The 25,353-nt window shown below is 65.3% G+C and carries 27 protein-coding genes; 14 read left to right on the top strand and 13 right to left on the bottom strand.

Features of this window, described 5'->3' with window-relative positions:
- Positions 1–10: 10 nt before the first annotated feature.
- From P0D77_RS00975 to P0D77_RS00965, 3 genes are read right to left on the bottom strand one after another with little or no spacing between them, the layout of a single operon-like run.
- Positions 11–517 carry a Mut7-C RNAse domain-containing protein gene (locus P0D77_RS00975; protein ID WP_277554264.1) on the bottom strand — a complete coding sequence of 169 codons (507 nt, stop codon included), beginning with the start codon at positions 515–517 and terminating at the stop codon, positions 11–13.
- Positions 514–2,310: a DNA polymerase/3'-5' exonuclease PolX gene (locus tag P0D77_RS00970; RefSeq protein WP_277554263.1), complete on the bottom strand. Its 1,797-nt coding sequence runs from the start codon at positions 2,308–2,310 to the stop codon at positions 514–516. The genes P0D77_RS00975 and P0D77_RS00970 overlap by 4 nt, the downstream gene beginning before the upstream one ends.
- 43 nt (positions 2,311–2,353) lie before the next feature.
- The gene (locus P0D77_RS00965; protein WP_277554262.1) at positions 2,354–2,797 is read right to left on the bottom strand and encodes a DUF5788 family protein; all 444 of its coding nucleotides are present in this window, start codon (positions 2,795–2,797) and stop codon (positions 2,354–2,356) included.
- 112 nt (positions 2,798–2,909) lie between these two features.
- On the opposite strand from P0D77_RS00965, the gene P0D77_RS00960 reads away from it, so the two are divergent.
- From P0D77_RS00960 to acs, 4 genes are all read left to right on the top strand, one after another.
- Complete coding sequence (locus P0D77_RS00960; RefSeq protein ID WP_277554261.1) at positions 2,910–4,613, top strand: acyl-CoA mutase large subunit family protein; 1,704 nt, start codon at positions 2,910–2,912, stop codon at positions 4,611–4,613.
- A gap of 73 nt (positions 4,614–4,686) precedes the next feature.
- Entirely contained in the window at positions 4,687–4,962 is a 276-nt protein-coding gene (locus P0D77_RS00955) for an ArsR/SmtB family transcription factor (RefSeq protein ID WP_277555830.1), read from the top strand.
- 70 nt (positions 4,963–5,032) lie between these two features.
- Positions 5,033–5,335 (top strand): DUF8036 family membrane protein, encoded by a 303-nt coding sequence (locus tag P0D77_RS00950; RefSeq protein ID WP_277554260.1) that lies wholly within the window; start codon positions 5,033–5,035, stop codon positions 5,333–5,335.
- Between the two features lie 173 nt (positions 5,336–5,508).
- Positions 5,509–7,503 carry an acetate--CoA ligase gene (gene acs, locus P0D77_RS00945; RefSeq protein WP_277554259.1) on the top strand — a complete coding sequence of 665 codons (1,995 nt, stop codon included), beginning with the start codon at positions 5,509–5,511 and terminating at the stop codon, positions 7,501–7,503.
- 48 nt (positions 7,504–7,551) lie between these two features.
- On the opposite strand, the gene P0D77_RS00940 is transcribed toward acs, so the two are convergent.
- Positions 7,552–7,794: a DUF7576 family protein gene (locus P0D77_RS00940; RefSeq protein ID WP_277554258.1), complete on the bottom strand. Its 243-nt coding sequence runs from the start codon at positions 7,792–7,794 to the stop codon at positions 7,552–7,554.
- A gap of 202 nt (positions 7,795–7,996) precedes the next feature.
- Between P0D77_RS00940 and P0D77_RS00935 the strand changes: the two genes are divergently transcribed.
- Positions 7,997–9,607, top strand: coding sequence for a long-chain-fatty-acid--CoA ligase (locus tag P0D77_RS00935; protein ID WP_277554257.1), 1,611 nt, complete (start codon positions 7,997–7,999; stop codon positions 9,605–9,607).
- A gap of 55 nt (positions 9,608–9,662) precedes the next feature.
- Here the strand turns inward: P0D77_RS00935 and P0D77_RS00930 are convergent, their stop codons facing one another.
- From P0D77_RS00930 to P0D77_RS00920, 3 genes are all read right to left on the bottom strand, one after another.
- On the bottom strand, positions 9,663–10,517 hold the full coding sequence (locus P0D77_RS00930) for a fructosamine kinase family protein (protein ID WP_277554256.1): 855 nt from the start codon (positions 10,515–10,517) through the stop codon (positions 9,663–9,665).
- A 53-nt stretch (positions 10,518–10,570) separates the two neighbouring features.
- A complete protein-coding gene (locus P0D77_RS00925) occupies positions 10,571–11,431 on the bottom strand; it encodes a P-loop NTPase (protein WP_277554255.1) in 861 nt (286 codons plus the stop codon).
- 114 nt (positions 11,432–11,545) lie between these two features.
- Entirely contained in the window at positions 11,546–12,301 is a 756-nt protein-coding gene (locus tag P0D77_RS00920) for a GNAT family N-acetyltransferase (protein WP_277554254.1), read from the bottom strand.
- Between the two features lie 187 nt (positions 12,302–12,488).
- On the opposite strand from P0D77_RS00920, the gene P0D77_RS00915 reads away from it, so the two are divergent.
- From P0D77_RS00915 to P0D77_RS00885, 7 genes are all read left to right on the top strand, one after another.
- Complete coding sequence (locus P0D77_RS00915) at positions 12,489–13,163, top strand: haloacid dehalogenase type II (RefSeq protein ID WP_277554253.1); 675 nt, start codon at positions 12,489–12,491, stop codon at positions 13,161–13,163.
- A gap of 194 nt (positions 13,164–13,357) precedes the next feature.
- Positions 13,358–14,704 carry a substrate-binding protein gene (locus tag P0D77_RS00910; protein WP_277554251.1) on the top strand — a complete coding sequence of 449 codons (1,347 nt, stop codon included), beginning with the start codon at positions 13,358–13,360 and terminating at the stop codon, positions 14,702–14,704.
- 123 nt (positions 14,705–14,827) lie between these two features.
- The gene (locus P0D77_RS00905) at positions 14,828–15,781 is read left to right on the top strand and encodes a branched-chain amino acid ABC transporter permease (protein ID WP_349770105.1); all 954 of its coding nucleotides are present in this window, start codon (positions 14,828–14,830) and stop codon (positions 15,779–15,781) included.
- Positions 15,778–16,956 (top strand): branched-chain amino acid ABC transporter permease, encoded by a 1,179-nt coding sequence (locus tag P0D77_RS00900; RefSeq protein ID WP_277554249.1) that lies wholly within the window; start codon positions 15,778–15,780, stop codon positions 16,954–16,956. The genes P0D77_RS00905 and P0D77_RS00900 overlap by 4 nt, the downstream gene beginning before the upstream one ends.
- Complete coding sequence (locus P0D77_RS00895; RefSeq protein WP_277554248.1) at positions 16,953–17,711, top strand: ABC transporter ATP-binding protein; 759 nt, start codon at positions 16,953–16,955, stop codon at positions 17,709–17,711. The genes P0D77_RS00900 and P0D77_RS00895 overlap by 4 nt, the downstream gene beginning before the upstream one ends.
- 143 nt (positions 17,712–17,854) lie before the next feature.
- On the top strand, positions 17,855–18,592 hold the full coding sequence (locus P0D77_RS00890) for an ABC transporter ATP-binding protein (protein ID WP_277555829.1): 738 nt from the start codon (positions 17,855–17,857) through the stop codon (positions 18,590–18,592).
- A 2-nt stretch (positions 18,593–18,594) separates the two neighbouring features.
- Positions 18,595–19,308: a thioredoxin family protein gene (locus P0D77_RS00885; RefSeq protein WP_277554247.1), complete on the top strand. Its 714-nt coding sequence runs from the start codon at positions 18,595–18,597 to the stop codon at positions 19,306–19,308.
- Positions 19,309–19,422: 114 nt separating this feature from the next.
- Here the strand turns inward: P0D77_RS00885 and P0D77_RS00880 are convergent, their stop codons facing one another.
- The 6 genes from P0D77_RS00880 to P0D77_RS00855 all read right to left on the bottom strand — a co-directional run bounded on the left by P0D77_RS00880 (position 19,423) and on the right by P0D77_RS00855 (position 23,568).
- Entirely contained in the window at positions 19,423–19,824 is a 402-nt protein-coding gene (locus P0D77_RS00880) for a universal stress protein (protein WP_277554246.1), read from the bottom strand.
- Between the two features lie 98 nt (positions 19,825–19,922).
- Entirely contained in the window at positions 19,923–20,234 is a 312-nt protein-coding gene (locus tag P0D77_RS00875) for a DUF7520 family protein (protein ID WP_277554245.1), read from the bottom strand.
- A gap of 314 nt (positions 20,235–20,548) precedes the next feature.
- Entirely contained in the window at positions 20,549–22,300 is a 1,752-nt protein-coding gene (locus P0D77_RS00870) for a cbb3-type cytochrome c oxidase subunit I (RefSeq protein WP_277555827.1), read from the bottom strand.
- 168 nt (positions 22,301–22,468) lie between these two features.
- Positions 22,469–22,846 carry a DUF6684 family protein gene (locus P0D77_RS00865; RefSeq protein ID WP_277554243.1) on the bottom strand — a complete coding sequence of 126 codons (378 nt, stop codon included), beginning with the start codon at positions 22,844–22,846 and terminating at the stop codon, positions 22,469–22,471.
- 67 nt (positions 22,847–22,913) lie between these two features.
- Positions 22,914–23,291 (bottom strand): DUF7541 family protein, encoded by a 378-nt coding sequence (locus P0D77_RS00860; protein ID WP_277554242.1) that lies wholly within the window; start codon positions 23,289–23,291, stop codon positions 22,914–22,916.
- A 76-nt stretch (positions 23,292–23,367) separates the two neighbouring features.
- The gene (locus P0D77_RS00855; RefSeq protein ID WP_277554241.1) at positions 23,368–23,568 is read right to left on the bottom strand and encodes a VNG_1110C family protein; all 201 of its coding nucleotides are present in this window, start codon (positions 23,566–23,568) and stop codon (positions 23,368–23,370) included.
- A 198-nt stretch (positions 23,569–23,766) separates the two neighbouring features.
- Between P0D77_RS00855 and P0D77_RS00850 the strand changes: the two genes are divergently transcribed.
- Together P0D77_RS00850 and P0D77_RS17760 are read left to right on the top strand one after the other, a co-directional pair.
- Positions 23,767–24,876: an OBG GTPase family GTP-binding protein gene (locus tag P0D77_RS00850; protein WP_277554240.1), complete on the top strand. Its 1,110-nt coding sequence runs from the start codon at positions 23,767–23,769 to the stop codon at positions 24,874–24,876.
- Positions 24,779–25,327 (top strand): DUF8050 family protein, encoded by a 549-nt coding sequence (locus P0D77_RS17760; protein WP_490396532.1) that lies wholly within the window; start codon positions 24,779–24,781, stop codon positions 25,325–25,327. Before P0D77_RS00850 ends, P0D77_RS17760 begins: the two co-directional genes overlap by 98 nt.
- Positions 25,328–25,353: the final 26 nt, after the last annotated feature.

Raw genomic sequence — 25,353 nt, 5'->3', positions numbered from 1 at the left:
CCGTTTCCGATCACAGATCCGCCAGCGTCGCCGCCACGTCGTCCCAGTGGCTGCCCTTCCAGAAACACTGCCCGCAGTCGCGACAGCGCCACACCGGCCCCTCGTCGGGTGCGTACTCGGGTCGGTCGCAGTCCGGCGGGAGCGAGTCCACCGAGCCGTTACACGCGCCGCATCGCGCGGGCCGTGCCGCCAAGGTGAGGTCGACGCCCGCCTCACGGAGTTCGCGCAGTTGGTCGGTCACGTCGCGCGCGGTGAGCAGTATCGACCCTGGTGTACTCGCCGCCAACTCGCGGTCACGGGTAAGCAGTCGCCGCGCGTCGGCGGCGGCGCGACGCTGCACTGCGTCGTCGGCTTCGATTCCCTCATCCAGCGCGTAGACGGCGTCGTAGCCACACATTCGGAGGTAGGTGGCGAGTTTCCCGAGCATCACGTCCAACAGGAGGTCGTCGTGCTCGGGCGTGATCCGTGTGCCGTCAGGTGGCCGGCCGTTCGCGCGACCGTCTTGCCCGTCGCTCATCCGTCGAGGAACGCACGCAGGCCGTCGACGTCGCGGGTGTTCACCACGTCGGCGTCTTCGGCCCACCCGCGGCGGGCGGTGTGGACGCCGTAGCGGACGTGGTCGAACTCCGACGGCGAGTGGGCGTCGGTGTCGATAGCGATGGGCGCACCGGCGTCGACGGCCGCGCGGACGGCCTCGCCGTGGAGGTCCAGTCGCGCGGGGTTGGCGTTCACTTCGAGGGCAGTTCCAGCGTCGGCAGCGGCCTCGGCGAGGCGATGGAAGTCGACGTCGAGGCCCGCCCGCTGGTTGATCAGGCGGCCGGTTGGGTGGCCGAGGATGTCGACGTGCGGGTGTTCGACCGCGCGGACGAGGCGGTCGGTTGCCTCGCCTTGGTCGAGGGCGGCGTGTGGCGAGGCGACGACGACGTCCAACTCCGCGAGGAGGTCGTCGCTGGTCGTCACGTCGCCGTCGGCGTCGATGTTGGCCTCGACACCGTGGAACACCGCGATGTCGGTCTGATCGCGAACGGCGGCGACCTCCTCGGCCTGTTCGCGCACGTCGGCGTCCGAGAGGCCGGCGTCGCCGAACACACCCGGCCCTTCGGCGTGGTCGGTGACGCAGTGGTAGTCGTAGCCGCGGTCGGCGGCCGCCTGCACCATCTCTGCGACGGTGTTGCCGCCGTCGGACCACTCGGTGTGAGTGTGGAGGTCGCCACGGATTGCGCCCTCGGTGACTAGATCCGGGAGGTCGCCGTCTATCGCGGCCTCGATTTCGCCGGTGTCTTCGCGTATCTCGGGCGGGATGACGGGCATATCGAGTGCGGCGTACATCTCCGACTCCTCGCGACCGCCGAGTCGTTCGCCGACGCGTTGGCCGCCGTCGGGGTCGTCCACATCGCTGACGTCGTCGGACGCGTCCGCGTCCGACTGGCCATCCGAACGCAGTTCGGAGACGTCGAACACGCCGTACTCGTTGAGTTTGAGACCCCGATCGATGGCGACGTTGCGGAGGTGGACGTTGTGATCTTTGGACCCAGTGAAGTACTGCAGCGCCGCCCCGAACTCCTCGGGGACGACTACGCGGAGGTCGACCCGAATGCCGTCGACGCGGACGCTCGCCTTCTGCTCGCCCGCCTCGATGACGTCGTCGGCACCGGGCCACTCGGTGAACGTGTCCACCACGCGCGTGCCGTCGTCACTGGCGACGAGGACGTCCACGTCGCCGATGGTGTCTCTCCACCGTCGGATCGACCCAGCTACACTGATCCGCTCGACGAACGCCTCGTGGTCGAGGTAACCGATCACGTCGTCAGCCAGCGGTCGCGCGTCGCCGAGGCGTTGCCGCTGACTCGCCTCCTTCGCGAACGCGATGTTGTCGAGGATGTTCTGCTCGGTCTTCGGGCCGAACCCCTTCACCTCCTGGATCTTCCCGTCGCTTGCGGCCGCCTCCAACTCCGCGAGCGTGGTAATGCCGAGTTCCTCGTACAGCGTGCCGACGGTCTTTGGGCCGACACCTTCGACGCGAGTGAGCGCCGCCATATCAACGGGTAACTCCGCGCGCAACTCCTCCAACTCCCCGATCTCGCCGGTATCGAGGTACTCGACCACCTTCGCGGCGATGGCGTCGCCGACACGGTCGATCTCGGCGACGGCGTCCTCGCCACCCTCCGCGGCCATATCTTCGATTGCCCGCGGATGCTCACGGATATTCTCGGCGGCGCGGCGGTAGGCGTTCGGCTTGTACGCCACGTCTTGCGCCTCCAACAGGTCCGCGAACTCCTCGAACTGGCGGGCGACCTCGGCGTTTCGCATATGCTGTCCGTCCGGGTGGCTGGAACTTAGAACGACGGGCCGGTCAGTAGCCGCCGCGCTTGCTCCCGCTGGCGTCGTCGTGGCCGAGGGCCTTCTTGAGGAAACTCATCCATCGCTTCTGGTCCATCGCCTCCTGTCGCTTCGCCTCCGTCTGTATGTCCGCGGGGTTGAGGCTGTCGAGGGCCTCCAGCGCCCGGTCGATGCCGATGATCGATGCCGCGAGGTCCTCACCCGTCTCGAAGTCGACGCGGTTCTCCTCGATCTGGTCGAGACGCTCCAGTCGCTCGCGTCGGAGGTTTCGTTTCGCCTGTTCGACACGCTCGCGTTCGCCTTCTGGGATCGTGTCACGGCGTTTGATCTCGAAGACGAACGTCCGCAGGTCTATCTCCTCGCCTTGCACCTCTATGCGGTCGGGGATGTCCGCTCCGATGGTGGCGCTTTCCTTGTTGACGCGTTCGAGGAGTTGCTTGCGCTGATACTCGCGCACGGTCGCTCGGCCCTACTTGGGGCGCGACGGGGTTTCGTGTTTCGCTCGGCGTTCAGGTCACACCCTGCCACCACCCGAATCGTTAATGGTCCTTCCGGCAGTTGTTGCGTCTATGTACGACGACGACGACCTCGCGGAGATACGCGAGTCACGCGAGGAGTGGGAAGCGGAGACCCGTGATCCGGCCCTCGACGCCCACGGGGAACGCAAAGACCGCTTCGCCACCGTCTCGAATCTCGAGATAGACGACCTCTACACGCCGGAAGACGTCGCCGACATCGACTACGAGGAGGACATCGGCTTCCCCGGCGAGGAGCCGTACACGCGCGGGCCGTACCCGACGATGTACCGCGGGCGCACGTGGACGATGCGGCAGTTCGCCGGCTTCGGCACTGCTGAGGAGACGAACGAGCGGTTCCACTACCTCATCGAGAACGGACAGACCGGCCTCTCGACGGCGTTCGACATGCCCAGCCTGATGGGGAAAGACTCCGACGACCCCCTCTCGGACGGCGAGGTGGGCAAGGAGGGCGTCGCCGTCGACACCCTGCGCGATATGGAGATTCTGTTCGACGGCATCGACATCGGTGAGGTGTCCACCAGTTTCACCATCAACCCCAGCGCACCGGTCGTGTTCGCGATGTACGTCGCCCTCGCGGACCAGAAGGGCGTCCCCCGCGAGCAACTGCGCGGCACCTTCCAGAACGATATGCTCAAGGAGTTCATCGCGCAGAAGGAGTGGGTGATCCCGCCCGAACCGTCGCTCGATCTAGTGACCGATACCGTCGAGTTCGCCATCGAGGAGACGCCGGGCATCTACCCCATCTCGGTGTCGGGGTACCACATCCGCGAGGCCGGGTCGACGGCGATTCAGGAACTCGCGTTCACGCTCGCGGACGGCTTCGCGTACGTCGAGGACGCTGTCGACCGCGGCCTCGATGTCGACGACGTCGCGCCGCAACTGTCCTTCTTCTTCAACTCCCACAACTCCATCTTCGAGGAGGTGGCGAAGTTCCGCGCCGGGCGGCGCATCTACGCCCGCCTGATGGACGAGTGGTACGGCGCAGAAGCGGAGGCGTCGCGCCGCCTGAAGTTCCACACGCAGACGGCGGGACAGTCGCTGACGGCCCAACAGCCGTTGAACAACATCGTCCGTGTCACCATCCAGGCGCTCGCGGGCGTCCTCGGCGGCACGCAGAGTCTCCACACCAACTCTTTCGACGAAGCGCTGGCGCTCCCCTCCGAGGAGGCGGTCCGCGTGGCGCTTCGCACCCAGCAGATTATCGCCGAGGAGTCCGGCGCGGCCGACTCGGCCGACCCGCTCGCGGGGTCGTTCATGGTTGAGAGCCTCACCGACGAGGTGGAAGAGAAGACGATGGCGTACCTGAACGAACTCAAGGAGATGGGCGATGGCTCCGTCCGCGACGGCGTCCTCGAGGGCATCGAGCAGGGCTACTTCCACCGGGAGATTCAGGAGGCGAGTTACGAGTACCAAGAGCGCGTCGACGACGGCGAAGAGGTCGTCGTCGGCGTCAACAAGTACACCGTCGAAGACGACCCACAGCCTGACCTGCTCCACGTCGACGAGGAGGTACAAGAACGGCAGTTACAGCGCCTCAGCGACGTGAAGGCGGAGCGTGACGACGACGCCGTCGAGGAGACGCTGTCGGCGCTGGACGAGGCCATCGAGAACGACGAGAACGTGATGCCGTACGTCGTCGACGCGGTGAAGGCGTACGTGACGATGGGTGAGATTATGGACGTGTTCGAGGAGCACCACGGCGCGTACCGCGAGACGATCGGACTGGCGTCGTAAGCGCGCACTCTCGCCCCGCCTGCGTCTTGCACTCCGGTGGACTTACTTCGGTGGTCGCTGTTTGAGCAACACGATGGACGGCGTTCTGTGGTACGTGCTCACCGGCACCCGTGGTGGCAAAAACCGGGTCCGGATCCTGAAGGCGCTCGACGAGCGCCCACGGAACGCAAACCGCCTCGCAGAGACGCTCGAGTTGGACTACACCACCGTCCGGCACCATCTCGACGTCCTCTGCGACAACGACGTGTTACAGAAACAGGGAGGCGACTACGGGGCAGTGTACCTCCCGACCGACCGGGCGCGACAGCACTGGGACACCGTCGAACAGATTATGGAGAAGGTAGAATGAGCGAACGCGCATTCGGGTCGAATTTTGGAAAGAGTATAAACGCGGTACGCCGCTACCTACGGGTGAGTCGATGAGTCTCTGGCTGCAGGTTATCTGGACGGCCGCCGCCGTCAACATCGTCCTCCTGTTGGGTCTGAGCTACGTCTGGGGACGAAACTACAGCCAGTTCCGCTCGAAACACACCCTCGGACTCGCGGCGTTCGGGCTGGTGCTGTTGGCCGAGAACGCCCTCGCACTGTACCTGTTTCTGGTTCACCCGGGTCTCAGCGCGTGGATCGCCGCGCAAGCGCCCATCGCACACTTCGCTATGGGCGGGCTTCGCCTGCTCGAACTCGTCGCCATCGCGTTCCTCGCGTGGGTGACTTGGGACTGAGGCCGCCGCGTCCACCACACCGGATCGACGTCGTGTCGGCCGAGCGTGCTGATAATCCGACTGTTCGGGTCTCTAGGCGCCGATTTACGACTCCGTGAAACCCCGCGACGACGCGGCGATATCGGCGCAGTGAGGCAGTTTTATCACGGTCGATTCCGACGTATCGCGTGACTATGTCAGACGATGACGTGGAACTCGAGGCTCGGCTCGAAGAACAGGAGGTATTCGAGCCGTCCGACTCGTTCGTCGAACAGGCGAACGTCGCGGACGCGGGTATCTACGAGGAGTTCGAGGAGAACTGGCCGGAGTGTTGGGAGGGAGCGGCCGACCTCCTCGACTGGAAGGAGCCGTACGAGCAGGTGCTCGACGACTCCAACCCGCCGTTCTACAAGTGGTTCACGGACGGCACCATCAACGCCTCCGCGAACTGTCTCGACCGTCATCTCGACGAGCGCGGCGACGAGGCCGCCATCGAGTGGGTGGGCGAACCCGTCGACGAGGACAACGTCACCCTCACCTACAGCGAACTTCACGAGAAGGTGAACGAGGCCGCGGCCGCCCTCCGGGAGATGGGCGTCGGCGAGGACGACGTCGTGACGATGTACATGCCGATGATCCCGGAACTGCCCATCGCGATGCTGGCGTGTGCCCGCATCGGTGCGCCCCACTCGGTCGTGTTCGCGGGCTTCTCGGCGGACGCGCTGGCGACCCGGATGAACGCTGCCGACTCCGAGTATCTCGTCACGTGTGACGGCTACTACCGCCGCGGCGACCCCCTTGACCACCTCGACAAAGCCAACGAGGGACTCGCGGGCGTTGACCACGACACCGAAACCGTGGTTGTCGACCGCCTCAGCCCGAACGGCGACGACTTCGGCCACGACCTCACGGATGCCCAGCACGACTGGGGTGAGTTGATGGCCGCCCACGAGGGCGCGACAGTCGACCCCGTCGACCGCGACGCCGAGGACATGCTGTTCCTGATGTACACCTCCGGTACCACCGGTCAGCCGAAGGGGGTGAAACACACCACCGGCGGCTACCTCGCGTGGACCGCCTGGACCTCTCAGGCCGTCCTCGACATCAAGCCGGAGGACACGTACTTCTGCTCGGCCGACATCGGCTGGATCACCGGCCACTCGTACATCGTGTACGGGCCGCTGGCGCTCGGGACGACCACGATGATGTACGAGGGGACGCCCGACCACCCCGACCGCGACCGCCTGTGGCAGATCGTCGACGACTACGACGCGACGCAACTGTACACCGCGCCGACCGCCATCCGCGCGTTCATGAAGTGGGGGAAAGAGTACCCCGAGCGACACGACCTCTCTAGCCTGCGACTACTGGGGACGGTCGGGGAACCGATCAACCCGCGTGCGTGGAAGTGGTACTACAAACACATCGGCGATGAGGAGTGCCCCGTCGTCGACACTTGGTGGCAGACGGAGACGGGCGGGATGATGGTCACCACGCTGCCGGGGGTGAAGGATATGAAGCCCGGATCCGCCGGGCCGCCCCTGCCAGGCGTCGACGTCCAGATCGTCGACACGACTGGTGAGGAGGTCGAACCGGGCCGTGCGGGCTACCTCACGGTCCAGAAGCCGTGGCCCGGAATGTTGCGGACGCTGTACAACAACGACGAGCGGTTCATCAACGAGTACTGGGCAGAGTACTCCGACACCGACTCCGACGACCCCGACGACTGGGTGTACTTCCCCGAAGACGGCGCGAAGATCGACGAGGACGGCTACATCACCGTCCTCGGTCGCGTCGACGACGTGATCAACGTCTCCGGGCACCGCCTCGGGACGATGGAGATCGAGTCCGCCATCGTCGGCGTCGAGGGCGTCGCCGAGGCCGCCGTCGTCGGCGGCGACCACGAGGTGAAAGGCGAGGCCGTCTACGCGTACGTCATCGTGGAAGACGGGCAAGAGGAGAGCGAGGAGTTCCGCCAAGAGATCGTTCAGGGCGTCCTCGACGCTATCGGTCCCATCGCTCGCCCCGAACAGGTCATCTTCACGCCCGAACTCCCGAAGACTCGCTCTGGCAAGATTATGCGCCGCCTCCTCGAGGACATCGCCAACGAGGAAGAACTCGGCGACACCTCCACGCTTCGCAACCCCGAAATCGTCGAAGACATCCGCAAGGTCGTCCAGAGCGACTGAGTCGACCCGTTCGCCAACCGCCGCTGTTTGGTCTCGTTTTTCGCGCCGCTACTCGCCGCCGAGCCACGCCGCCACACACGACTCGGTACAGAAGTGGTGACGCTCGTCGCCGCCGAATTCGCGAGACAGCGTCACCAGGACGTGTCGCTCGGACAGTTCCAGTTCGGCGTCACAGGCGGGACACCGTCCCCGGCTTTGACTCCCGGGCGTCCATCGGTAGTGGGTCGCCGCACGCGCGACCGTGGCCTTCCCGTCCGGATGCAAGCGACCGACGAACTCGTTCAGCGCCATACGGATGCTGACGCCGGGCGTCTACTTATCAATTATCTGGATAGTGTGGCGTGTGAGTACGCTGCGCTGGGGAGGCGTCACGAGCACTATTGTCCCCACTGGACCGACGGAACTGGCCCCGACAGTCGTGTCCATCGAGTTCGTGTCAGGCGTTACCGACCCCACAACGATTATCACGAATCTACCTGAACGTTCGGACACAATGGAGAAACCGCTGTTAGTGACGGACTTCCTCGACCGTGCCCGACGCAACTACGGAGGGCACGAGGCTGTCCTCGGCGTGGACGGCGACCGCTTCACGTACGACGAACTGGGCGACCGCGCCGACGGGTTCGCGGCCGGTCTGCAAGAACGGGGCGTCGAGAAGGGCGACCGCGTCGCCGTCCTCGACCCGAACACGCACTACCACCTCGCGGCGGCGTACGGGAGTTTCCAGACCGGTGCGATCCACACGCCGCTGAACTATCGTCTCGTCGAGTCGGACTTCGAGTACATCCTCAACGACGCGGGCGTGAAGGCTATCTACGCCGACTACGCGTACGCCGACAAGATCGAGGCTATCCGCGACTCCGTGCCGACGGAGACGTTCATCACGAACGACCCTGACGCGGTGGAGGGCGACTGGGAGGACTTCGAGGACGTCGTCGCCGGCGGCACCGGCTACGACCGTCCGGAGATGAGCGAAGACGACATCATCACGATCAACTACACCTCGGGGACGACCGGCGACCCCAAGGGCGTCTGCCGCACCCACCGCACGGAGACGATTCACGCGTACCTCGTCGCCATCCACTCGGAGATTACCGATGACGACACCTACCTCTGGACGCTCCCGATGTTCCACGTGAACGGGTGGGGCCACATCTACGCCATCACGGGGATGGGCGCGCGCCACATCTGCACCCGCGGCGTCGACGACGCGTACGTCTTCGACAAACTCCGCAACGAGGACGTGACGTACTTCTGTGCCGCGCCGACCGTGCTGAAGATGCTCGGCGACTACATCGACGAGGAGGGCGGCGACCCCGACGCAGGGCAGGACGTCCGCGTCGCGACCGCGGGCGCGGCCCCTCCGGAGGCGACGATCCGGACGGTCGAAGACGAGTTCGGCTGGTACCTCAAACACGTGTACGGCGCGACCGAGACCGGGCCGCTCATCACCACCAGCGACGCCAGACGCTACTTCGACGACGACTCCGACGACCGCTTCGCGGTGAAGAAGACGCAGGGGCTCGGCTACCTCGGGACCGAGATTCGCGTCGTCGACGACGACGGCAACGACGTCGCCGAGGACGGCGAGACCATCGGCGAGGTCGTCGTCCGCGGCAACCAGGTGATGGACGGCTACTGGGAGAAACCCGACGCGACCGAGGAGGCGTTCACCGACCGCGTCGAGGGGTACTACCACATGGGCGACCTGGCGGTCGTCGACGAGAACGGGATGATATCCATCCAGGACCGCAAGAAGGACATCATCATCTCCGGCGGCGAGAACATCTCCTCCATCGAGGTGGAGGACACGCTGTTCAGCCACGAGAAGGTCGACGACGTGGCCGTCATCCCGTCGCCGCACGACGACTGGGGCGAGACGCCCAAGGCGTTCGTCGTTCCCACCAGCGGCGACCCGAACGATCCGGGCGTCACCGCCGACGACCTGATCCAGTACGCTCGCAACAATATGGCCCACTTCAAGGCTCCCACGCGTATCGAGTTCGTGAAGCAGTTGCCGAAGACCTCGACCGGGAAAGTCCAGAAGTACGAACTCCGGCAAAAGGAGTGGGACGAAGAAGAGCGGATGGTCGGCGAGGGATAGTCGGACCCAGCGTCGACAGCGCTGTCACCGCTCCGGTGCGACACACCGGCGTCGCTCAGTAACCGAGCGTCGACAGCGTCCCGCGGACGGTCTCCAGATACTCCTCACCGAAGTACCGTAGGTGCGTGAGCAACGGGTACAGTCGGTAGACGGGTTCACGCTCGCGGTAGCCGTCGTCGACGCCAGCGACCTCGCGGTACCGCTCGACGAACGCCTCGCCGCCCGTCTCGGTCCACTCGACGTACGCCAACTCTACTTCTCGATCCGCGTAGTAGCAGGCAGGGTCGAGCAACGCCGTGACCTGTGTCCCGTCCGTGCGGACGTTCTCGCGCCACACGTCGCCGTGAATCAGCGACGGTGTCGGGTCGTGATCCAGTATCGCTGGTAGATCGGATACGAGGGTCTCCACTCGCTGTAGATCAGTCGCCGGGAGGACGCTTTCGTCGTGGGCCTGCGTCGCTGCGTGCCGGAGTCGCTGCTCACCGAAGAACTCCGGCCAGGAGTCGGTCCACGGGTTCGGCTGGTCGTACGGCCCGGTGAGCGTGTCGAACGGGAAGCCGAACGCGTCGGCGTCGGTCGCGTGCAGGGCTGCGAGGCGGTCTGCGAGGTCGCGTTCGACGCTCGCTGTCAGCGGCCCGTCGCCGTCGACGAACTCCATCACGAGGAGGTCGTCGCCCGCGTGATACACGTCGGGGACGCGCAGGCCACCATTCTCGGTGAGGTGACGCAGCATCCGAGCCTCGGTTCCTGGGTCGGTCGGCCCGGTCTTGGCGACGACACGGCGGCCGTCTACGAGGTCGACGCGGTGGACGGTCCCGACTTCGCCGCCGTCGAGGAGGGCGACGCTCGCGATGTCGCAGTCGGCCCACGCGACGATGCGCGTGCGCGTCTCGTCGTCGATGTCGTCCATAGCGGGCGAGGCAGTCGCTAGCCGGTAGTCGTTGCGGTCGCCCGCCGCCGGCGTTACGCGAACGGGTCGGTGAAGCCGTCGTCGCGGACGGGGCCGCCGCTTCTGTTCGCTCCGTCGCCGCTTCCGCCGTCCGCGAACGCGCCGTCGTCGTCGCCGAACCGGAAGCCCCCGGTGTCGGCGGTGACGGTCATTCCGAGGAGGTCGGGGCGCTTGCGGAGGGCGGCCGCGACCTCTCGGTACGCTTGTGCGCCCTCGCCGTGGGGGCGGTAGGAGACGGCGGGTTGGCCGGCGTCTTGCGCCTTCGGGATGGACTCGTCGTGGGGAACGTGTCCGAGCAGTTCGGTGTCGAGGAAGTCGGCGATTCGGTCGGCCGGCGGGGAGCGACCCGTCCCCGACTTCGTGAGGACGACGCCGCCGACCGGCGCGTCCGCACGCTCGGCGACGGTCATCGTCTTGTCGGCGTCGCGGATGGAGGCGACCCGGGGCGTGGACACGAGTACCGAGGCGTCTGCGCCGCGCATCGGGACGACCGTCTCGCGGCTGACGCCCGCGCCGGTGTCGACGAGGACCGCGTCGTAACTGGCCTTCAGCGACTCCATCGCGGCGGGGAACCGATCGAGGTCCGACTTCACGAAGCCGTCGAGGTCGACGCCGCTAGGGACGACGTCGAAGCCGCCGGGTGCGGGGTAGGTGGCGTCGGTGACGCCCGCGCTCCCGGCGAGGACGTCGTGGAGGGTCCGGCCGCCGTTGACGCGGATGTCGAGGAAGTCGACGGCGTTCGCCATCGCCAGGTCCGCCTCGACGACAGCGACCGCGCGGCCGTCCTCGGCGAGTGCGGCGGCGAGATTGAGGCTCGTCGTCGTCTTGCCGACGCCTCCCTTCGCGCCGACGACGGCGAGTACGCGTCCGTCCATACGTGGACGGCGTTCACGTCGTAACTTAACTGTCGCTGTGCAGGTATCGGTCGTGAGACTGGTCCCGTCGCAGAGTGAGCGGCCGACGGCGGGGCCGCGAGTCAGATGTGCCCGCTACAGGTACGCGGCGTCCCAGCGGCTCGCCTTCCGCTTGTTGCCACAGTCGTTGCACTGCACGCGGTCCATCGTGTCGACGGTGACGCTGAAACTCTCGCAGTTGCCGCAGATGTAGCCCATCCGCTCAGTTCGCTCGCGGTCTGCGTACGTCACGTAGAACGGCGCGATCGAGGCGCGGTCGGCCTCGTCGTACGCCACGTACAGTTGCGTCCCATCGTCGGTGACGCGCGCCTCGGTCAGCACCTGTTCGCCGCCGCCGGCGGGGAAACGAGCGTACACGTGTTCGACGAACGGTTCACCGCCGATTTCGACCGTTCGCTCGCCGATGTCGGTGAAGCCCTCGCCCTCGTAGAACTCCGCGCCAGCCTCGTTGGCTGCCAACACGCGCCCTTCGATGCGTTCGGCCCCGCGTTCGAGCAGTTCCGTCTCCGCGCGAGCGAGCAAGTCGTCGCCGATGCCCTTCCCGCGGTGGTCGGGGTGGACGTGCAACCAGTCGAGTTCGCCGACGGGTTCGCGCCGGTTGACGAAGTAGCTCTGGACGACGCCGACCACATCCCCCTCCTCGACGGCGACGACGAACACCGCGTTCTCGTCGGTGAGTGCCTCCGAGAGGCTCTCCTCGCCGTACCAGTTCTCGACGGCCTCGTCGATGAGGTCCGTCGAGAGGGCGTGCCCGTACGACGCCGTCAGCGAGGCGTGTGCGGTCGCTCGGATGCCCTCGACGTCTTCGGTCGTTGCGTCTCTCAGATCCATGTGATACTGTACCGTGGACAGGCACTTAATCACGCGGGCGCTTACCGCCGCCACCCAGCGGTTCCTCGGTGCCTAACCATCGGTATCGCCGCGGGAGTCGTGGGCCGATCGCACAGTCGTCGCCTCGCGGCCGTCGCGACTCGCCGCTGCCCGTGGTACTATGACCCACGACGTGAACAGGAGACGTATGCCGGAGACGCTGTGTTTCGATATGTACGGGACGCTGTGTGACACGAGTAGTGTGACGGACACCCTGTCGGCGGAACTCGACGCCTCGGCGACGCTCGTCGGCGAACTCGACGCGACGTGGCGGGCGAAACAGCTCCAGTATTCCTACCAGTCGGCGTTGATGGACGACTACCAGCCTTTCTGGGAGGTAACTGCCGACGCTCTCGATTACGCACTCGCGCAGTGGGGCGTCGACGCGGACGAGCAGACACGCGACCGCATCCTCGACTCGTACAACCACCTCGACGCGTACCCGGCGGCGGTCGACACGCTCACGCGGCTGTCGGACGCCGGCCACACGGTCACCGTCCTCTCGAACGGGAACCCAGAGATGCTGGAGACGCTTGCGGACAACGCTGGCCTCGCGTCCCACCTCGACGACATCATCAGCGCCCACGAGGTGGGGACGTTCAAGCCGAACCCCGTGGTGTACGAGAACGCCGCCGACCGGACTGACACCGCCATCGAGGACTGCCGACTCGTCTCGGGCAACGCCTGGGACGTTGCGGGCGCGGGCAACGCCGGAATGGCGACGGCCTGGGTCGACCGGAGCAACGACCCGTTCGAGCGGATCGGCGTCGAACCGTCGCTCACTGTCGGCGGCCTCGCGGGCGTCGCCGACGAATTAGCCTGAGCGGTCCACGACTCAGTTCGAGCGTGAATTACTTCCAACTGGCTCTCCGTTTCTTGCCTAATCGAGCGACTGAAACGACCACTGTGTGATAAACATTATCATAGGGAGGGTGCCTTTCATATATTACGTATATTAACACAGGTTAAGGGTATATGGGCGGAACGTTCATTAAGGTCGCTTTCACGGGTTTTGACATGGCACGGGATACCACCACACTCACGCGGCGTGATGTGCTCAAGACGTCCGGTGCGGCAGGTGTAGCAGGACTCGCAGGATTGGCTGGCTGTACTGGGGGTGGCGGCGGAAGCTCCGAGTATCCGGCGCTGGGGAACTACCCCGTCGAGGGCGACGAGGTCGTCTTCGGCTTCAACGTCCCGCAGTCCGGGTCGTACTCCCAGGAGGGTGCGGACGAACTTCGCGGCTACAACCTCGCGAAGGAGCACCTGAACAACGGCGGCGGCTGGGTCGACGAGTGGGACGGCCTCTCGGGCGACGGCGTCCTCGGCAAGACGGTCGCGTCGGTCGAAGGTGACACTGCGACCGACCCCGACACCGCCCGCCAGTCCGCACAGCGGATGATCAACCGTGACAACGCGATTATGATCACGGGAGGGTCGTCCTCGGGTGTCGCAATCGCGGTGCAGGGGCTGTGTCAAGAGGAGAAGGTCCTGTTCCAGTGTTGCATCACGCACTCGAACGACACGACCGGGAGCGAGTGTGTCCGCTACTCCTTCCGTGAGATGTTCAATGCGTATATGACGGGGCAGGCGCTCGCGCCCGTGCTCCGCGACGAGTACGGCGAGGGCCTGAACTTCTATCAACTGTACGCAGACTACTCGTGGGGACAGACTCAGCAGGCCTCGATGGAGCAGTTCTTCACCGAGGTCGGCGGCTGGAGTCAGATCGAGTCGGTGCCGACGCCGCTTGGCACCTCCGACTACTCGTCGTACCTGTCGGACGTGCCGCGCGACGAGACGGACGTCCTCGTCCTCAACCACTACGGACTGGACGCGGCGAACTCTCTCCCGCAGGCTATCGAGCAAGGCCTCGATCAGGACATGGAGATCGTCGTCCCGCTGTACAACCGGCTGATGGCCGAGGCGGCCAGTGGCTCCATCGACGGGATCTTCGGCACGGCCGACTGGAACTGGCAGCTAGAAGACGACGCCTCCCAGTCGTTCGTGGAGGCGTACCGCGCGGAACACAACCGCGCACCCAGCTACGGGGCGCGGATCGCGTACACGCAGACGCTCCAGTACGCCGCCGCCGTCGAGCGGGCGGAGACGTTCTACCCGCCGGAGGTCATCCGTGCGCTCGAGGACTACGAGTTCAGCGGTGCCGGTCTCGGTGACGAGACGATGCGCGGGTGTGATCACCAGGCCCAGCGTGACGTGCTCGTGATGCAGGGTGCCAGCGAGGAAGAACAGACGGAAGACAAACTGCTCAACATCGTCTCTCAGACCTCGCGCGACGACATCGGCTACGCGTGCGATGCTGGCCCAGCCGCCGAGTGTGAACTGGGCGAGTACGGCGACGAGTGATCGGCGACTGATCGCCGTCCCGTATCGGCACCTTATTGAAAGATAGAACGGACCACGCTAACGAATGTCACCACCGATAACTACTCACATGCGGACCACGCCGCACCTACACGAACGATAATGTTGCTCCTACAGTCCGAGATCGCATCGATACTCCTCAACGGGCTTCAGCAGGGCGCTATCTACGCCTTGTTGGGCATCGGCCTCACCATCATCCTGGGGACGATGGAGTTCTTGAACCTCGCACACGGCGCGCTCTATCTCGTCGGTGCGTACGTGGGACTGATCGTCTTTCAGGAGACGACGCTCACGAACGGGTTCTTGTACAGCGCTGGAATCACCACGCTCGGCTTCGAGGGCGGCTTCCTGGCTGCCATCGTGATCGTTCCGATCGCCGGCTTCGCCCTCGGCTTACTTATGGAACGGTTCGTCGCCGAACCGTTCTACGACCGGCCGGAGACCGACCAACTGCTCGTGACGTTCGGCCTCGCGCTGATCGTCGAAGAGACGGTGAAGAACGTCATCGGCGGGAACACCTTCCAGTCGATCGCGCCGTCGACGCTGTTCGGGTTCAACGTCTCCCAGCCGGTGAACTTGCCGTTCGTGGGACTGTTCCCATCGTGGCGGCTGTTCATCATCGTCATCGCGTTCGCCGTCATCGGCCTGACGTACCTGGCGATCGAGCGTACCGACTTCGGTCTCGTCGTCCAAGCGGGGACGCGTGACTCCGAGATGGTCCGACTACTTGGGATTAAGATCAACCGCTCGTACAGCCTCGTGTTCGCGCTCGGTGCTGCGCTGGCGGCGTTCGCGGGCCTTATCGGCGCGTCGATCCAGACTGTCAGCCCGCAGATCGGGACCGACCAGGCACTGATTCCTGCGTTCCTCACCATCGTCGTCGGCGGTGCTGGCTCCGTCCGCGGGGCCATCGCCGGTGGGATGGTGCTGGGTGTGATCATCTCGGCGATGACACAGACGTACAGCCAGTGGGCACAGATCGTCCTCTACCTGTTCGTCGCGTTGATGCTCGTGTTCCGGCCCGAGGGCCTGTTCGGCACCGGGGAGGTGGGCGAATGACCGACGACGAACTCGCGACCGACGGCGGTGCAGTCGCCGACTCGGCGGAACCGGCCGGCGGTGGCTCCCCGCTCTCGCGACTCCGTGAGCGCGACGACTTCGTCGTGGTCGTCTCGGCGGCGGCGCTCGTCGTGTTCCCGTTCCTGCTCGTCGACGTGCTGGGAACGATCGGCGACGTGATCGGGGTGTCGATCGGTGGCTACACCGGTCTGCCGTCGCTGGTGCTCATCTACGGCATCATTGTCATCGGCTTCAACCTCCTGCTCGGGTACACTGGGCTGCTGTCGTTCGGGCACGCCGCCTTCTTCGGGTCGGCGGCGTACTCGGCGGCGCTGTTCAGTCAGGTCGTCCCGAGTCCGCTGTTGATGGTCGTCGTCGGGACGGTCGTGGCGACGCTGCTCGCGTGGCCGATCGGGTTCGTCTCGATCCGACGCTCGGGCGTCTACTTCGCTGTGCTGACGCTGACGTTCGGCCAGGCGCTGTACTTCTACGCGCTCGGGCCGGGATCGTGGCTCACCAACGGCGACAACGGCTTCTCCAACATCGAAGCGGATGGGCTGTTCTTTGGCGCGCTCTCGTTCGACGCGACGCTCACGCCCATCCCGCTGCTGGACTCGTACACGGTGATGTACGGGTTCGCTGCGGTGTCGATCCTCGTCGCCATCTGGGTCGCCAACCGGATCATCAATTCCCCGTACGGCCTCATCTTCGAGGCGCTCGGGGAGAACGAAGAGCGCGTGGAGTTCGTCGGCCTGAACGTCTTCCGGTACAAGCTGATGGCGTTCGTCATCTCCGCGGTGTTCGCCGGCGTCGGCGGTGCGCTGTTCGTCATCCACGAGCAGTACATCCACCCGACGACCGGGCTGTACTGGATCCAGTCGGGCGACTTCGTCATCATGACCGTCCTCGGCGGCACGGGGAGCCTCGTCGGTCCCGTGTTGGGGGCGCTCGTGTTCGAGTACGTCGCCAACGTCATCTCCGGAGTGAGCCTGCCCGTCATCGGCTCTATCGGGTCGCTGTGGCGGTTCGTTCTCGGAGCCGTCTTCGTGTTCATCGTGTGGGTGTTCCCGCGCGGCGTCTACGGCGCGGGCGCAGACCTCGTGGCGATGCTCACCGGCGGCTCCGATGGGGAGAGCGGTGATGCGGCCGCGACCGACGGAGGTGAGCAGGAATGACGTTGCTGCGAACTGACGGACTGACCAAGCAGTTCGGCGGCCTCGTCGCCGTCGACGAGGTGTCCTTCGAGGTCGACCGCGGGGAGACCCGCGCGGTCATCGGCCCGAACGGCGCCGGGAAGTCGACGCTCATCAACTGCATCACGGGGGCGTTGGAGCCGACTGCCGGCACCGTCGAGTTCAACGACAACGACATCACGACGCTCTCACCCCACGAGACGGTGCAGGCGGGCGTCTCGAAGTCGTTCCAGACGGCGTCGATATTCCCCGGGATGTCCGTGCGCGAGAACGTCGAGATCGCGGCGCTGGCCGCCGAGCACGGCTCCTTCCAGCTGAACTTCCTCAAACGGCTCTCTGGCTTCGGGGCGGTCCACGACACTGCCGACGAGATGATGGACTCGGTTGGACTGCTCGGAGACGCCGACGTGGAGGCGGGAAGCCTTCCGTACGGGGACAAACGTCGACTGGAGATCGCGATCGCACTCGCCTCCGAGCCAGAACTGCTGTTGATGGACGAACCGACCGCCGGGATGTCACCGGACGAGACCGCAGACACCGTGGACCTCGTGGAGGAACTTCAGGAGGACCTCGGACTCACGATCCTCATCGTGGAACACGACATGGAGATCATCTTCCAGATCGCCGACCGCATCCTCGTGTTGAACCGCGGGCAAGTCATCGCGGATGGCACGCCGAGCGAGGTTCAACAGAGCGAGGAAGTGCAAGAGGCGTACCTCGGGGGGGTGGAGCTGTGAGCTCCGACCCCACCGAGCAGACACCCGATGTACAGTCCGCAGACGCACAGTCGGCCGACGCACAGTCCGACGACGCGGTGGCCGAGGAGGCGGCTGCCGTCCACGCCGAACAGGCGACGGCGGCCGCGGCCGAAGGGGATCACCTGCTCTCTGTCGAGGGGGTCGACTCCTACTACGGACAGAGTCACATCCTGCGTGACCTCTCGATGCACGTCGAGGAGGGCGAGGTGTGTGCGCTGCTCGGCCGCAACGGGGCTGGGAAGACGACGACGCTGCGCTCTATCGCTGGCGCACGGCCACCGGACGTACGTGACGGAGTCGTCCGGTTCAAAGGCACGGAGATCACCGACTACTCCACCGAAGACGTCTCCTCACTCGGCATCTCGCTGGTGCCCGAGGAGCGACGCGTCTTCCCGAACCTCACCGTCGCCGAGAACCTCCACCTCTCGGACGTGGCACGCAACTGGTCGAACGTCGTCGGCCGCAACGTGTCGATGGACCACCCCGGAATGAGCACTGAGGAGGTGTACGAGGTGTTCCCACGATTGGAGGAGCGTGCCTCACAGAAGGCGGGGACGCTCTCGGGCGGCGAACAGCAGATGCTCGCCATCGCGCGGGCACTCAAGCAGGATACGGACCTGTTGATGCTGGACGAACCCTACGAGGGACTGGCCCCGCAGATCATCCAGACGGTCGAGAACGCCATCGAACGTATCGCCGAGGCGGGGACGACTATCCTCTTGGTCGAGCAGAACGCGGTCGCCGCGATGAACATCGCAGACCGTGCGTACGTCGTCGACCAGGGGAGCATCGTCTTCGCCGGCGACTCCGAAGAACTGCGCGCCGACGAGGAGACGCGCGAACGCTATCTGGGTGTCTAACTGTGGGTGCGAACCAGCCTAACGCGGGCACGCCGCCGGAACCACCGGACACGGAGGCGTTGCTCGACCGACTCATCGAGGTCGGCGCCATCCGCGAGGACGCCGACGGAACGTTGCGCATCTCGTCGGCGCTGCACGACATCCTCGATTTGTACGAACAGAGCTACGGCGACCTCCCGGAAGACAAGTTCACCGAGGCCGTCGCCGACGCGTTCGGCCTTGAGTACTCGGAGGCGGTCCGCCGAATCGACGAGGAGGGCGTCACGCGCGAGGAGTTCGTCGCGTATCTCTCGCTTCGCGCGCACTTCGAAGACGAGGACGAACCCGTCCCCGACCCGGTCGAACGGGCGACGATGGCGGCGATCGTCACCGAAATCGACCCCGCAACGCCCATCCCACAGGGGATGGACGAACTGGTCGACGAGGACGTCGAGACGTTCCTCGCGAGCAACGAACGGGCGGTCGTGTTCGTGTGGCGACTCCGCTGTGACCCCTGTGAGCAGATGAAGAGAGAACTCGACGAGACGCTCGATTCACTGCCCGCAGACGTGCCTGTTGTCGGCATCGACGGCGAGGCAGCGCCGACGTTCCGCGACCGCTTCGGCGTCGACGTCGCACCCGCGGTCGTCTGTATCGAAGACGGCGAGGCGGTCGCTACCGAGACCGGCTACCAGTCGCCCGCGGCGGTCGCGACGCTCGTCGACGACGCGTTCTGAGACGGCGCGGGCGTCTCGTTCGATTTTTCGACTGCTCGATGCGACAGCGGCGGCGCTATCCACGGAAAAATCGAGAGAACTGAGGTTGTGTTGGTCGCGACGTGAGCCCGGGAGTTACTCGGCGTCGACGACGCCGGTCACCATCACGGGGCGGCCGCCGTTGAGGATGACTGTCTGCGTGACCGACCCGAACAGCGCCTTCCCTGCGGGCGAGCGCTTGCGTCCGCCGACGACGAGGAGGTCGGCGTCGACTTCGTCGCCGACGGCGATGATCTCGTCGGCCGGGTCGCCGCTGGACTCGCTGATGTCGATCTCACAGCCTGCCTCCTCGAGCACTTTCTGCGCCTCTCGGACCGACGCCACCTGCGTCGCGGACGCGCCGCTGGGGTTGTCTTGGAAGACGTGAACCAGCGTCACCTTCACCTCGCTACCGTCGCCCGGCAGGTTCGCTACCTCGCCCGCGGCCGCGCGAGCGTGCTCCTCGTCTTCGTCGATGCCGAGTACTACGTTGTACATACGCCGCACCACTCACGGATGGGGATTAGTCCTTTCGCCGCGGGCGAGTGCCGCACACGGAGGCGAGCCACCACACGCTCTCGTTCGCCGACGCGTCGTCACTCGTCGATGGCGTGTGGGTCGTCGACCCGACGCGACACGTAGACGACGAGCGCTAGCGGTACGCCCAGTACGGTCGCGATAGTGACGGCACCGTACAGGCCGAAGCCGAGCGCCGTCGGTGGGAGCGTGAACACGCCGTACAGTGCGGGTGCAGTCATCCCGTCGACGAACGTCGCGACGAGGACGCCGCCGACGCCGCCGACAGCGGTGAGCAGGACGTACAACACGAGGACGAACCGCGGTCCGTCGAGGGTTCGTGACCCGCCGGTCGCCCCACTGTCGGACTGCGCGTCGGTCGATCCAGTCACGACTGGAGTTCGAGCGGCGGCTGAATAGGGGTTGCGCTCGCGAGGCACGAGCGGTCGGGAAGCCGGGGCTTTTGTCCTCGCGCCCCCACGATGTAGTATGAGCGACAAGGACCTCCTCGGGATCGTACTCGGCAGCATCGCCCTGCTTATGTTCGCGACTGGCCTGATCCTCGTTCTGCAGTAGCGCAGTCGTCGGTTCGTCGTCTGCATCGTCTCAGCGACGGCGGTGACGCTTCGCGCGGTGAGGATAGCGTCGTCACTCCTCGGTCGGAGAGCAGAGAAAAGAAATCGGGAGTGACGGCGCGACGGTTCGCTTACTCGTCGTCGCTATCGTCCGCGTCGTCGACGACTTCGCCGCCGTCAGCTTTCACTTCTTCACCGCCGTCGGTGGCCGCGAGCGACGTCTCGCGCTTGGCGTCGAACCAGTCCCACTCGGCGGTGTTGAGGTTCGTCTCGTCCAGCCGCCACGGGTCGCCCGACTCGACGCGCGCGCCCTCCATCCAGGAGACGAACACGTTGTACACCCAGATGATCCCGCCGACGAGGAGCATGAACGCCCCGAGCGTCGCGATCTGGTGGAGCGTCGCGAACTGCGGCAGGTAGGTGGCGTACCGGCGCGGCATACCGCCGTAGCCGAGCAGCACCATCGCGAAGAACGTGATGTTGGTGCCGATCATCCACAGCCAGAAGTGCGCCTTCGCGAGACTACGCTGGTACCAGCGTCCGGTGACGAGCGGGAACCAGTAGTAGATGCCCGCCATCCCGGCGAAGGTGATGGCGCCCATCACGATGTAGTGGAAGTGGCCGACGACGTAGTAGGTGTCGTGCAGGATGAGGTTGACGGGGATGGACGCGAGGAACACGCCCGTCACGCCGCCGATGATGAAGTTACTCACGAAGCCGATGCAGAACAGCATCGGCGCGGTGAGGCGAATGTTCCCACCCCACATTGTCGTGATCCAGTTGAACGTCTTCACAGCAGATGGGATGGCGATAGCCAACGACACAGCCATAAAGCTCGCGCGGAGGCGCGGGTCGATGCCCGTCGCGAACATATGGTGCGCCCACACGCCAAAGGAGAGCACACCGATGGCAAGCGTGGAGTAGACGACGAACTTGAAGCCGAATAATTTCCGTCCGGAGAACCGTGGCAGGACGTAGCTCACGATACCCATCGGCGGCAGCACGAGGATGTACACTTCGGGGTGTCCGAAGAACCAGAACAGGTGCTGCCAGAGGATGGGACCGCCACCCTCGACCGCGAAGAACGTCGTCGCGAAGTTCCGGTCCAGCAGGAGCATCACCAGGGCGCTCCCGAGCAGGGGGAACGCGAACAGGATGAGCCCAGACTGGGTGAGGATGGTCCACGAGAAGATGTCGAGGTTGGCCCAAGTGACTTCCTCGGCGCGTTCGGTGAAGATGGTCGCGATGAAGTTGATCGCACCCATCGTCGCCGAGACGCCCGAAAGGTGCAAGCCGAGTAGCATTAGGTCGACCCCGACGTTCATCTGGTTCCCGTTACCAACGCCGGCAGACAGCGGCGTGTACATCGTCCACGCGGTCTGCGCGGGGATGACCTCCGGGATGGGGAAGAAGCCCGCCCAGATGAGCAGTGCCGCGGGCGGCAGGAGCCAGAACGCGATGGCGTTGATACGGGGGAACGCCATGTCGTCCGCGCCGATGATGAGCGGCACGAGGTAGTTCGCGAACGCCGCGATGATGGGCGTCCCGAACAGGAACAGCATCGTGATGCCGTGGCTGGTGAGCAGCGAGTTGTAGAACGTCGCGGAGGCGAGCACGTCCGTCTCGGGCGTGGCCAGTTCCGCGCGCATCAGTACCACCATCAGGCCGCCGACGACGAACGCGACTGTTGCGTACGCGCCGTACAGTAGTCCGATGTCCTTGTGGTCGACCGTCGTGAACCAGCGGATGAGGCCGGCCGGCTTCTCCGAGTGACCGTACCCGGACTCGCCGACCGCGCTGCCGCCGGCACCCAAGGGGGTGTACGAGCGCCAGTCCTCGACCCGCGCGAGGAAGGCTGCGACACCCAGGAGGAACGCTCCCATGAGCACCGTCAGCAGTAGTTGGCCGGTAATCTCCATAAACACGCTTCAGCGGCGAATACACAAGAAAGATTCGGGTTCCCTCCCCGGTTTTCCAGACCGGATCTGACCCTCTCGAAACGACTCATCCGAGAGAGGATACGAGTCGCGAGCCGCGACCCGTCAGACGGCTTACGCGTCGGCGGTTTCTGTCGCCTCTGCGTCGTCGCCGTCGGTTGCCTCTTCATCGACGTCGCCGTTGATCTCGGCTTCGATCTCCTCTTCGATCTCGTGTTTCGTCTTCGCGTCCTCGAGGGTGGCCTGCCCCTGGAAGAAGACGGCCGAGCGCTTCTCGTCGCCCGCGATGGCCTTCCCCGAGACGTACGTGAGGATGACCAGCGCGACGAACGGGAACACCAGCAGTCCCATCTGGAGGACGCGGCCGTAGAAGTCTAGGCCGCTGAACGGGTCGATGACGACGAATGCGACGACGAAGAACAGGATGATACCCAGCGGGATGACGTTCACCGTCAAATCCAGCAGGGTGTCCCTGTCGAAGATACCTGCCATATGCGTTTCTTACACAGCGTGGCCTAATACCTTGTCCATTTCCGCGTTGGTCGCGGGGCCGGTCACCTCACAGCGCAGGGTCGGCGTCGCGAGCGAACAGTTCCCCGCCGACGCCGGCGAGGAGCATCAACGCGCCCGCACCGACCATCGAGTACGCACGGATCAGGAGATCCGACTGCGTCGTCGCGTCCGCGTACCACAGCGCCGCGCCGCCGGCGACGACCAACAGCGACAGCGCCGCCAGGGCCCGCCACGCCGAAGCAGTGTACTCGGCCTCACGGAGCATCCCCGCGATAGAGCCACAGAACAGGAGAAGTCCGCCGACCGCGAGCGGTACCAGTCCAAAGAGGATCCCCACCTCTGCGATGGGCAGTCCCAGCGCGATGAACAGCGGCCACGGACTGGCCCGCCGGTACCCCTCACTCAACCCCGGGTTCTCGTCCATATCACACCCACGGGCTTGCGCGTTCAAAGCCTGTCGGTCGCCGTTGTCTCCTCGCCGCCGCGCGATAGAGAGCGACTCACGGGAGCGTGATACCGTGTCGGGCGAGATACTCGGAGAGGGCCTTGATCTCGACGGGGCTGCCGATGATCCGACAGTAGTCCTCTTTCGAGAAGATGGTGACGGTGAACTCGGACTCGACGGACGACCTGATCCCGTCTAACTCCTCGCACGGGAGGACGATCTGTGTGCTATCACGAAGGCGGGAGGGATCCGGCATCGCTCGTTGGTTTCGGCAGCGGCACCGCGGGATATAGTGATACCGAAGTACGTATCACCCGTGATTCTCCGGCGTCAGTGGCGCGGTGGCAGTCACAGACCATCCCACGAACGAGCAACGGCGACTCGTGGCGGCCAACGCCCGCGCGGTGTCCGCAAAGGGAAGCGTTTAGACGCGCGGACGGCCCATCGTCTAGCGATGGGACTGGAGGAAGAGATCGAGGAACTCCGCGAGGAGATATCCGAGACGCCGTACAACAAGTCCACCGAGGCGCACATCGGTCGCTTGAAGGCGAAACTCGCGGAGAAGAAGGAGAAACTGGAGAACCAGTCCTCCTCCGGCGGCGGCCAGGGATACGCCGTCGAGAAGACCGGCGACGCGACGGTCGCACTCGTCGGGTTCCCCTCGGTCGGCAAGTCCACGCTGATCAACGCCCTGACCAACGCCGACAGCGAGACCGGTGAGTACGAGTTTACGACGCTCAACGTCAACCCGGGGATGCTGAAGTACCGCGGCGCGAACATCCAGATCCTCGACGTGCCGGGCCTCATCGAAGGTGCCGCCGGTGGGCGTGGTGGCGGGAAAGAGGTGTTGTCGGTCGTCCGCACGGCAGACCTCGTCGTGTTCGTCCTCTCGGTGTTCGAGATCGACCAGTACGAACGCCTCCGGCACGAACTGTACGAGAACAAGGTTCGCCTCGACACCGATCCACCCAATATCTCCGTCCGCAAGACCCACAAAGACGGCATCCAGGTGACGATGCGCGACACCGTCTCGCTCGACGAGGAGACGGTGAAAGACGTCCTTCGCGCACACGGGTTCGTCAACGCCGACGTGACCATCCCGCACGACCTCACTATCGACGAACTCATCGACGGCGTGATGGACAACCGGGAGTACCTCCCCTCGATGGTCGCCGTCAACAAGGCCGACCTCATCGACGAGGACTACCTCCCGACGGTGTACGAGGACCTCCGCTCGCACGGCCTCGACCCCGAGGAGGCGACGTTCATCTCCGCCGTTGAGGAGAAGGGACTCGACGTGCTGAGAGAACGCATCTTCGACTCACTCGGCCTCATCCGTATCTATATGGACAAGCCCGGCCGCGGCGTCGACTACGAGGAACCGCTGGTGCTCCGCGAGGGCGACACCGTCGGCGACGCCTGTACGAAACTCGGTGGAAGCTTCGACGAGCGGTTCAAGTTCGCCCGTGTTTCCGGCGACTCCGCCAAACACGACGACCAGCAGGTGGGGAAGGGCCACGAACTCGCCGACGAGGACGTCCTCCGTATCGTCGCTCGCAAGTAACGTGGCTCGGCTCTCTTCGCGCCTACCGCGAGCGACACCCCGTCGGATCTTCCTCGCGGTCCTTTTGTGTGGACTCGTTCCGTGGTCCGTCCAGACGTTTTCGGCCAGTAGCGTGCCGTTTCTCCGGTTCGCGTGGGGGGGCCTCTCGTTCACGCCGATCGTCTACCCCCGACCGCTCCCCACCTACTTTGCGCTCTCGCAATATCCGCTGTTGTACCGCTGGGCCCTCGCCTCGATGTGCTGGTTGCTCGCACTCGTATCGGCCGCGCTCGCGTTTCGCGACCGAGAGGATCCCCGCGTAACCGCGGGCTTGCTCGTCCTCGCGGGTGCGCTGAACGCCGCCATCGCGCTCCAGTTCAGCATCCAACCGCTTCGGACGGAGTACCCCGTCGGAACGCTCGCATTGTGGGCGGTGGCCACGTGGCGGTATGCGGTGTGGACGCGGGCGTGAGCGCTGGGGGCGTGACCGCCGGAGTC

Origin of the sequence: Halobaculum limi, assembly GCF_029490015.1 — an archaeon.
Classification (GTDB): domain Archaea; phylum Halobacteriota; class Halobacteria; order Halobacteriales; family Haloferacaceae; genus Halobaculum; species Halobaculum limi.
The sequence above is the reverse complement of the archived record's forward strand: the minus strand, read 5'-3'. Positions and strand labels throughout refer to the sequence as shown.